8 protein-coding genes and 1 pseudogene are annotated in these 9,115 nt (G+C 71.8%); 4 read left to right on the top strand and 5 right to left on the bottom strand.

What is annotated here, in order from left to right; translation table 11 throughout:
- Nucleotides 1-55: 55 nt before the first annotated feature.
- Nucleotides 56-793 carry an ABC transporter permease gene (locus CR470_RS32600; RefSeq protein ID WP_179892448.1) on the bottom strand — a complete coding sequence of 246 codons (738 nt, stop codon included), beginning with the start codon at nucleotides 791-793 and terminating at the stop codon, nucleotides 56-58.
- Between the two features lie 2 nt (nucleotides 794-795).
- A complete protein-coding gene (locus CR470_RS32595) occupies nucleotides 796-1,728 on the bottom strand; it encodes an ABC transporter ATP-binding protein (protein ID WP_097871068.1) in 933 nt (310 codons plus the stop codon).
- Nucleotides 1,729-1,836: 108 nt separating this feature from the next.
- Between CR470_RS32595 and CR470_RS32590 the strand changes: the two genes are divergently transcribed.
- The 3 genes from CR470_RS32590 to CR470_RS32580 all read left to right on the top strand — a co-directional run bounded on the left by CR470_RS32590 (nucleotide 1,837) and on the right by CR470_RS32580 (nucleotide 4,910).
- Nucleotides 1,837-3,030, top strand: a complete 1,194-nt coding sequence (locus CR470_RS32590; RefSeq protein WP_097871067.1) for a sensor histidine kinase — start codon at nucleotides 1,837-1,839, stop codon at nucleotides 3,028-3,030.
- Nucleotides 3,002-3,652, top strand: a complete 651-nt coding sequence (locus CR470_RS32585; RefSeq protein WP_097871065.1) for a response regulator transcription factor — start codon at nucleotides 3,002-3,004, stop codon at nucleotides 3,650-3,652. Before CR470_RS32590 ends, CR470_RS32585 begins: the two co-directional genes overlap by 29 nt.
- A 100-nt stretch (nucleotides 3,653-3,752) precedes the next feature.
- Entirely contained in the window at nucleotides 3,753-4,910 is a 1,158-nt protein-coding gene (locus CR470_RS32580; RefSeq protein WP_097871064.1) for an ROK family protein, read from the top strand.
- A 195-nt stretch (nucleotides 4,911-5,105) separates the two neighbouring features.
- Here the strand turns inward: CR470_RS32580 and CR470_RS32575 are convergent, their stop codons facing one another.
- Both CR470_RS32575 and sigJ read right to left on the bottom strand, forming a co-directional pair.
- On the bottom strand, nucleotides 5,106-5,876 hold the full coding sequence (locus tag CR470_RS32575; RefSeq protein ID WP_097871063.1) for a GntR family transcriptional regulator: 771 nt from the start codon (nucleotides 5,874-5,876) through the stop codon (nucleotides 5,106-5,108).
- Nucleotides 5,877-6,162: 286 nt separating this feature from the next.
- Complete coding sequence (gene sigJ, locus CR470_RS32570) at nucleotides 6,163-7,047, bottom strand: RNA polymerase sigma factor SigJ (protein WP_097871062.1); 885 nt, start codon at nucleotides 7,045-7,047, stop codon at nucleotides 6,163-6,165.
- A gap of 123 nt (nucleotides 7,048-7,170) precedes the next feature.
- Here sigJ and CR470_RS32565 point away from each other — a divergent pair, with 123 nt between their 5' ends.
- A complete protein-coding gene (locus CR470_RS32565; protein ID WP_097871061.1) occupies nucleotides 7,171-8,001 on the top strand; it encodes an alpha/beta fold hydrolase in 831 nt (276 codons plus the stop codon).
- Between the two features lie 519 nt (nucleotides 8,002-8,520).
- Here the strand turns inward: CR470_RS32565 and CR470_RS41525 are convergent.
- A pseudogene (locus tag CR470_RS41525) lies at nucleotides 8,521-8,934 on the bottom strand (EamA family transporter); the annotation flags it as partial.
- Between the last annotated feature and the right edge of the window lie 181 nt (nucleotides 8,935-9,115).

Below are 9,115 nucleotides of genomic sequence, written 5' to 3'. Positions count from 1 at the left end.
GCCCCGCCCCGGCCGACTGAGCCGCCCCTGCCCGCGCGCCTCGGTCCGCCGGGCCTCACGCGTCCCGGTTGCGGACCGCCCACCAGCCCGCCAGGAGCGCTGCCGCCGCCCATACGGCGGTCACCCCCAGGCCGGTCCACGGCCCCGGACCGTCTTCCGGATTCTGGTGCAACACCACCTGACCCGCGCGGTCGGGCAGGTAGCTCACCACCGTGGTCGCGACGTCCACGAGCACGAACGGAACGATCAGGAAAAGCGGTATGAGCAGGCCGAGCACCGCCACCGCGCTGCGCAGGAGCGCCGTGAGACCCGCCGCGAGCAGCGCCATCAGCGCGAGATAGATCCCCCCTCCGAAGGCGGCACGCAGCGCCCCGGGGTGTCCCAGACCGATCGCGTGCTCCCCCAGGAAGAGCTGACCGACCAGGAACGCCGCGAAGCTGGTCACCAGCCCGACGACGAGTACCGACCCGCCGATCGCCGTCATCTTCGCCGCGTAGAAGAGGGAGCGACGGGGAACCGCGGCGAGCGATACGCGCAGGGCCCCGTTGAGGAACTCGGAGGAGACCGCGGTCGCGCCGAACGCGACGGCCGCGATCTGCCCGAAGTTCAGGGCGAAGAAGGCGTTGAGGAGCGCATCGGATCCGGGCTGCTCCGCCTGCTCCTGGCCGGTGGTCCCCAGGACGAGCACGGTGATGGTGAGGGTGGTGGCGAGGACGGCCATCAGGGAACCGTAGATCGACCGTATCGACCTGATCTTGATCCACTCGGAGTGGAGAACTGCCGTCAGGGTCATGGTCACGCCTCCTGGCGGTCGCGGGTGGTCGAAGCGGCGAAAGGGGTGTCGGCCGCGGTGAGGTCGAGGTAGGCCTGCTCCAATGTGGCGCGCTCATCGCCCAGTTCGAGCAGGGGAATCCCCCCGTCGGCGGCGATCGCGCCGACCTCCTCCGCTGTGACTCCGTCGATCGCCCAGCGGCCGTTCTCGTCCTGCACTCCGGTCAGGCCCTTGGAGGTCAGCGCTGAGTGGAGCCTGCCTGGTTCGGTCGTTCGCAGGCGTACGCGGGGGCGACTGCGCGAGTCGAGGAACTGCTTCATCGACATATCAGCGAGCAGGCGGCCCCGGCCGAGCACCACGAGGTGGTCGGCGAAGGAGGCGGTCTCGTTCATGAGGTGGCTGGAGACCAGTACCGTCCGGCCCTCGCGGGCGAGCCGCTTCATGAGTTCGCGGATCCAGATGATGCCTTCGGGATCCAGCCCGTTCGACGGTTCGTCGAGCAGGACCACCTGCGGGTCCCCGAGCAGGGCGGCCGCGATGCCGAGACGCTGGCGCATGCCGAGGGAGAAGGACTTGATCCGCCGTGCCCCCACGTCGCCGAGCCCGGTCTCCTCCAGCACGGCCTTCACCCGCGACAGGGGTATCCCGTTGCTCGCGGCGAGTGCCGACAGATGGCTGCGCGGTGTGCGCGAGCCATGGGCGGCCTGGGCGTCGAGCAGTGCGCCGACGGTCCGCAAGGGTTCGGCGAGCTGGGCGTAGGGCCTCCCGCCGATCGTGGCCGAGCCGCCGGTCGGCCGGTCCAGGCCGAGTACGAGACGCATGGCCGTGGACTTGCCGGCGCCGTTGGGGCCGAGGAAGCCGGTGACCCTGCCCGGTCGAACGCGGAAGCTGAGGCGGTCCACCGCACGGGTGGTTCCGTACTCCTTGGTGAGCTCGTGGACGTCGATGCTGGTCATGTCCCCGAGCCTGGCCGGTGCGCCGGGCGCCCCGCCTCCCCCGACGGCGGGGTTCGTCTCCCTCTCATGGGGGAGCCGGTCCGCCCGGCCCGCTGGGACGATGAGGACATGCACCGCATCCTCACCCCGCTGACCAGCGCGGTCACTTACAGCCGCTGGTTGCACATGCTCGTTCCGGCCGCCGCGGCCAGCGTGTGGTTCTACATCTCCGACGACTACTGGATGCCCCTGCTCTTCGCGGTGCCCGTGGGCCTCATTCCCGCGATGCGGCTGGAGGAGGGCCTGCAGGCGCAGTTGCTGCTGACTCCGTCCGAGCGTGGGCAGCCCGACGCCTCCATCGCGGTCGCGTCCTCGGCGAGTTGGGCGGAGCGATGGCGGACCGTGCTCTGGCTGGAGGTGCGGCTCCTGATCTCGGCCGCGGCGATCATGGCACTCTGGCTGCCCGTGGCTTCGATCGAGCTCGTCCTGTCGGCGACGGGCAGGCCTCCGGGCGGGCTGGTCGAAGGCATGAGCCCGCACTGGTGGAACGCGCTGCTCGCACCGCTGCCGATCGTTCCGCTCCTCGTTCTGGTGGTGCTCGGGGGCCGGCTCATTACAGCGGCCGCCCGGTGGCTGCTGGGCCCGTCCCCGACGGACCGGCTGAGCGTGCTGGAGGAGCTGACCGAGCAGTTGTTGGAGCGCAATCGCATGGCGCGGGAGCTGCACGATTCCATCGGTCATGCGCTGACGGTGGCGGTGGTGCAGGCCGGTGCGGCGCGGACGGCGAACGATCCGGCGTTCACCGAGCGGGCGCTGGCCGCCATCGAGGAGACGGGGCGCGATGCGCTGGAGGACCTGGAGCGGGTGCTGCGGGTGCTGCGTGAATCCGGCACGCCCGTGAGCAGGCGGCCGACGCTGCGGGAGGCGGAGCGGCTGCTGGACTCCGCGCGGAGTTCCGGGGCGAAGGTGGATGCGCGGGTGTCCGGGGATCTCGGTCTGGTGCCGGCGCCGGTTTCGCGGGAGGGGTATCGGATTCTTCAGGAGAGTCTCACCAATGTGCTCCGTCACGCGGGGCCGGTACCCATCCGGGTGAGCATCACGGTGGCCGACGGGCGGCTGGAGCTGGAGGTGGTCAATCCGCTCTCCGGAGCGGCCGGTCTGCCGGGGAGCGGCAGTGGGCTGCGCGGTATGCGGGAGCGTGCCGCGTTGCTGGGCGGAAAGGCGCGGATGGAGTCGCGGGAGGACGAGTGGCGGGTGTGCGTGAGCCTTCCTCTGGACGGCATACGCTGGTCGGATGCCCTTCACCGTTCTTCTGGTCGATGACGAGCCTCTGGTACGCGCCGGTCTGCGCGCCGTGCTGGAGGCCCAGCCCGATATCGAGGTGGTGGGCGAGGCAGGGGACGGGGCCGCGGTCATCCCCCTGGTGAACCGGTTGCGGCCCGATGTGGTGGCGATGGATGTGCGGATGCCGCTGATGGACGGGATCGAGGCGACCCGGCTGGTGCTGCGTACGGTGCCGGATCCCCCGAAGATCCTGGTGGTGACGACGTTCGAGAACGACGAGTACGTGTACGAGGCGTTGAGGGCGGGGGCCGACGGTTTTCTGCTCAGGCGCGCCAGGCCCGCGGAGATCGTGCACGCCGTGCGTCTGGTGGCCGAGGGGGAGTCCCTGCTGTTCCCGGCGGCGGTCCGGCAGCTCGCCGCCGAGTACGGGACGGAGAGAGCACGGGCCGCTCTCGACCGGGCGGCGCTCACCGAGCGCGAGGCCGCGGTGCTCCGGTTGATGGCCCGGGGCCTGTCGAACGCGGAGATCGCGGCCGCCCTCGTCGTCGGGACGGAGACGGTGAAATCCCATGTCAGCTCGGTCCTGGCGAAGCTGGGGGCCAGGGATCGTACCCAGGCGGTCATCGCCGCATACGAGTCCGGGTTCGTCGCTCCGGGGTGACCCAGGTTGCGGCTCCATACCGGCTTCCCACGCTGGTCGCAGGGCTCCCGGCCAGCGAGTACGATCCGGCAGACATGCGCACGAGCTGGGAGGACATACCGTGGGCCGGCTGACCGGTGGGGACCCGTCGCTGTTGCGACGGATCAATTCCGCGGTAGTTCTGCACGCCCTGAGAGGGGCCGGCGCGCCGACGCTGACGGACCTGACGCGGATCACGGGGCTGTCCCGGCCGACCGTCGAAGGGGTTGTCGAGGGGCTGTTCGAAGCGGGTCTCGTGGTCGAGGCCCTGCCCGACGAGAGCGAGGCGCGGCGCCAGGGGCGTCCTGCCCGGCGGTTCCGTTTCCGGGCCGAGGCGGGGCATCTCCTCGGGGTGGAGATCGGTCCGCACCGGGTGTCGGCGCTCATCTCGGGGCTCGACGGCCGGATCGTCGGGGCGGGCTCCCGCGCGGTGTCGGAGACCGCCGGCGCGGACGACCGGCTCGACCAGGTCCGGGCCGTCATCGCGGACGTACTGCGACGTACCGGGGTGGCCCGGAGCAGTCTGCGTGCGGTCGGTGTGGGCAGTCCCGGGATCGTGGAGGCCGACGGCACCGTCCGGCTGGGTACGGCGTTGCCGGGCTGGACCGGCCTCGCGCTCGGGGAGCGGCTTCGCCGTTCGTTCCGGTGCCCCGTGCTCGTCGAGAACGACGCCAACGCCGCCGCGGTGGCCGAGCACTGGAAGGGCGCGGCCACCGAATCCGACGATGTGGTCTTCGTGCTGGCGGGGCTGAGCCCCGGGGCGGGGTCCTTGATCGGCGGGCGTCTGCACCGGGGGTTCGGCGGGGCCGCCGGGGAGATCGGCGCTCTGCACCTGCTGGGCAGGGACGTGACGCCGGAGCATCTGCTGTCGACGACGGACACGCCGCTGGACCCGCTGGACGAGCTCGCGGTGGCCGCGGTGTTCGCCAAGGCCCGGGAGGGCGATGCGGGGGCCCGGGCGGCGGTCGAACGATTCCTTCAGCGGCTGGTGCACGATGTGGCGGCGCTGGTGCTGGCGCTCGACCCGGAGCTGGTCGTGGTCGGTGGCTGGGCCGCCGGACTGGACGGGGTACTGGAACCTTTGCGCAGGGAGCTGGCCCGCTACTGTCTGCGCCCACCCCGGGTGACCCTGTCGCTGCTCGGGGAGGCCGCCGTCGCGACGGGGGCGTTGCGGCTCGCCCTGGATCACGTCGAGGAGGAGTTGTTCGCCGTCGAGGGGGCCGTGACGGCCCGCCGCTGACCGCGGCGAGGGGCCGGCACACGGTCCGCGTCACGCGTGGGTGGAGCCCGGACGCTGCCGGAGCCGGACCGCGCGGGAGCGCGCCCGTCGCCTCCCGGGGACGGGAGTTCGCGGGAAAAGCGCGCGCCCGCCGCTTCTTCGGGGACGGGAGTTCCCGAAGAAGCGGCGGGCGTGGGGCCGGGCGGGTCGGACGCGTCAGGAGGCCTGGCGCTCCGGCTGTTCGTCGTGGTTGATCTCCAGCGCGCCGGAGTCCCCGAAGGTGAGCCGGCAGGTGTCCGCGCGGTAGGTGGCGACGGACACGGCCGCCGTGCCGTCAACGGTGAAGTAGCGGGTGGTGACGACGAGGACGGGGGCGCCGGGGAGCCGGTCCAGTTCCTTGGCGTCGTCCGCCCGCGCCGAGCCGAGCTCCACGGAGCGGTCCTGCCCCCGCAGTCCGAGCCGGTGCAGCTCACGGAGCACGCTCCGGGCGCGGACGGGGCCGGACGGGGCCTCGATGGCGGAGAGGTCGGGCACCGAGGAGGCGGGGATGTAGAGGAGTTCCGCCGCTACCGCCTGCCCCTGGGTGTCGCGGATACGGCGCACCACGTGCACCGGTTCGGTGGCGTTCGTTTCGAGCATGGCGGCCACCGCCGCCGGGGCCTTGTCCATGGTGCTGTCGACCGGCTGCCAGGCCTCGCCGCTGACGCCGCCGGTCCATTCGTGCTGGGCGGTGGAGACGGCGATGCCCACGCGCGGCGGGGCGACGGTCGTCCCGACACCACGGCGGCGCTGCAGTCTGCCTTCGAGCTCGAGCTGCTCCAGTGCCTGCCGGAGCGTGGCTCGCGCGACACCGAACCGCGCCGCGAGGTCTCGCTCGTTGGGCAGGATCTCCCCCACCGCAAAGTCCGAGTCGAGTGCCTCACTGAGCACGGTCTTGAGGTGCCAGTACTTCGGCTCCTGTACCGATTCCAGCTGCGTGGTCCCCACCCTGTCCTCCGCAATCGCCCAGCGTCTTTTTTCCGCGACGTTATTTATTAAAGGTTCCTGTCTTAAGTGGAGACCCTAGGACGGCATACCCCCTTGGTCAAGACCAATCCTTATTCCGTAACGGAACGAAACGGGACTCTGGCGCAGAGCGTTCACACGACGTTCGTGGTGCCGTGAGGCGAGCGCAGCACAAAGCCCCGCCATCGCGGTGAATGGCGGGGCTTCGACCAGGCGCGCCGCGGACCCGTGGGACGTCGGGGGCGGAGGTGGCGGGTGGCGCTTGTGGCTATACGACGGGCAGCCCGGAAAGCTTGTCCGGATTACGAATGATATAGGCGCATTGAATGACACCTTGGCTGACTTCGATCTGGAAGACGGCGTCGGCCTTCCCCCCGACGAAGTAGACGGCGGCGGGCCCGCCGTTGAGCTCCACGATGCGAATCTCCCCCTCCGGGGCGAGGTCCCCCGCCACCGCGATGAGGAAGCGGCCGACCTTGTCGGCGGTCTCCATGATCCGCCGCGGCGCCTTCGCCTTGCCACCGCTGTCGCTGACCAGCCGGACATCCGGGGCGAGCAGCGCGAGCAGCTGCTCGATGCCGCCTCCGGAGGCGGCGGCCAGGAAGCGCTCGGTGAGATCGCGGCGCTCGGCCGGGTCCACGTCGTAGCGCGGCTTTCGCTCCTCCACATGCCGCCGGGCACGGCCGGCGAGCTGCCGGACGGCCGCCTCGGTACGGTCCAGGGCGGTGGCGATCTCGGCGTACGGGAACCCGAAGGCCTCCCGGAGCACGAACACCGCGCGCTCCAGCGGCGAGAGCGATTCGAGGACGACCAGTACGGCGAGCGATACGGAGTCGGCGAGGACGGCGCGCTCCGCGGTGTCGGGCACACCGGGGCCGAATTCCGTGACCACCGGCTCCGGCAGCCAGGGCCCCGTGTACGACTCCCGGCGTGACTGCAGGTGCCGGAGCCGGTCGATGGCCAGTCGGGTGGTGATCCGCACCAGGAAGGCCCGCGGCTCCCGAATGTCCTCGCGCGCCGCCGCCGACCACCTCAGCCACGCCTCCTGGACCACATCCTCGGCGTCGGCGACGCGGCCGAGCATGCGATAGGCGACACCGGTGAGAACGGGCCGGTGTTCTTCGAAGAGCTCGGTCGCGGCGTCGACGGTCATCGGCCCATCCCAGCCCACGCGGTCATGCGCTGTCCAGCGGGAATCGCCGGGCCCCTTGAACTACAAGCTACCCGACGGTAATTGTTGTTGACGAGATGTCTACCCACTCCAGGGAGCGGCAGCATGACCACCACGGCCTCCTTCACCGTCGCGACGGCCGACGGCCCCCGACCGGTCTCGGTCGCGTACGAACGGACCGGCTCGGGCGAACCGCTGCTGCTCCTCCACGGCATCGGGCACCATCTGAGGGCCTGGGACCCGGTGACACGGATCCTTGCCGCCGAACGCGAGGTGATAGCCGTGGACCTGCCCGGCTTCGGCACCTCGCCCGCGCTGCCGGACGGAGTTCCCTACGATCTCGTGACCGTCGGCCGAGTGCTCGGAGCCTTCTGCGCCGGACTCGGCCTGGACCGCCCCCATGTGGCCGGGAACTCACTGGGCGGCCTGCTCGCGCTGGAACTGGGGCGCACCGACCTGGTGCGGTCGGTGACCGCGCTGTCCCCGGCGGGCTTCTGGACCGAGGCGGAACGGCGCTACGCCTTCGGCACCCTGCGGACGATGCGCCGGGGCGCGCTGGCCCTGCCGGTGGGGCTGATCGAGCGCCTGTCGCGCAGCGCGGCCGGCCGGGCGGCCCTCACCAGCACCATCTACGCCCGGCCCGGCAGGCGTTCACCGGAAGCCGTCGTCGCCGAGACGCTCGCCCTGCGCGGAGCGACCGGCTTTCACGAGACGCTGAGGACCGGCAGGGGCCTGCTCTTCGGCGACGACGTGAAGGGCGTCCCCGTCTCCGTCGCCTGGGGCACCCGCGACCGGATACTGCTGCGCAGGCAGGGGATCCGCGCCAAGCGGGTGATCCCCGGCGCCCGGCTGGTGCGGCTGCCCGGCTGCGGGCACGTCCCGATGAGCGACGACCCGGCCCTCGTGGCCCGCGTCATCCTGGACACCAGCCGCTGAGCCGCCCCCTCGGGGCCCCGGCGCCCCGACCGGGAGTCGCGCCCCGGCCCCGCGCCGCCCGAGGACGCCGGAGCCGTACGCCACACCGGCACCGACCAGGAGACTCCCCGCGCCCTGCGCGATGCCGTACGTCCCGGCTCCGACGAGAGGTGCGGTCAGGGCGGCGGAGACCGGGATCAGGCCGGAGAAGAGCGTGGCGCGTTCGGCTCCGATGCGCCGCATCCCGCTGTACCAGCAGACGAATCCGATCACGGTGACGACGACGGCCTGCCACAGCAGGGCCGTCGCCTCGCCGCCCGTCGGGACGCGCAGGAACGATCCGCCGTCCATCAGCAGACCGAGCAGCGCCGACTCGACGGCCGCGACGCCACAGACCGTCGCGGAGAGCAGCTTCGGGCCGAGAAGCCGCAGCACGGCAACGGCGAGGGCCGCGAAGCCGACCTCGCCCACGAGCGCTCCCACCGAGAACAGCACGCCCGCCAGGTCGGTGCGCCCCCAGCCCTGAACGGTGAACGCCCCGACGGCGACGAGTCCGGCCGCGTACAGCGTGACGCGGGACGGACGGCGGCCGTCCAGCAGCGGGACGAGCACGCCGACCACGATCGGCGCACAGCCCACGAAGACGCCCGGAACGGCTGGTTCCGCCGACTGTTCGGCCGCCAGGACCGCCAGGTTGAACCCGACCATGCCCACGGCGGCGAGCAACGCGATCCGCCCCCACTGGCGGCGGGTGAGACGTCGGAGTCGCGCCGTCGTGGAGCCCGGGTCGCGCCGCAGGAACGGGACGAGCAGGATCGCGGCGAGGCCGTAGCGAAGGGCCTGGCCACCCGCGAACGGGTAGTCCCCGAGGACGCTGTTGGCCGTGAAGGATGCCCCCACCAGCACGCACGCGAAGGCCGCGAGGAGGGCCCCGCGCAGAGAGGTTGCGTTCATGGGGTCGACGCTAGGGTCGGCGACGGACCGGTTTAAGGTCCACTTCCATGACGTCTTCGGGGACCAATGCGCATCGTCCGTCGGCGGAATCCCTCTCTCCGGCGTGGGAGTTGCTGTTGCCCGCCGCTGCCGCGCCGGCGCGCGGACGGGGGCGCGCACTCCGGACCGCGCTGCGGGAGGC

This window comes from Streptomyces sp. rh34 (genome assembly GCF_002551245.1).
GTDB lineage: Bacteria > Actinomycetota > Actinomycetes > Streptomycetales > Streptomycetaceae > Streptomyces.
Note: the sequence above shows the minus strand (reverse complement) of the source record. Positions and strands in the feature narration are given on the sequence as shown.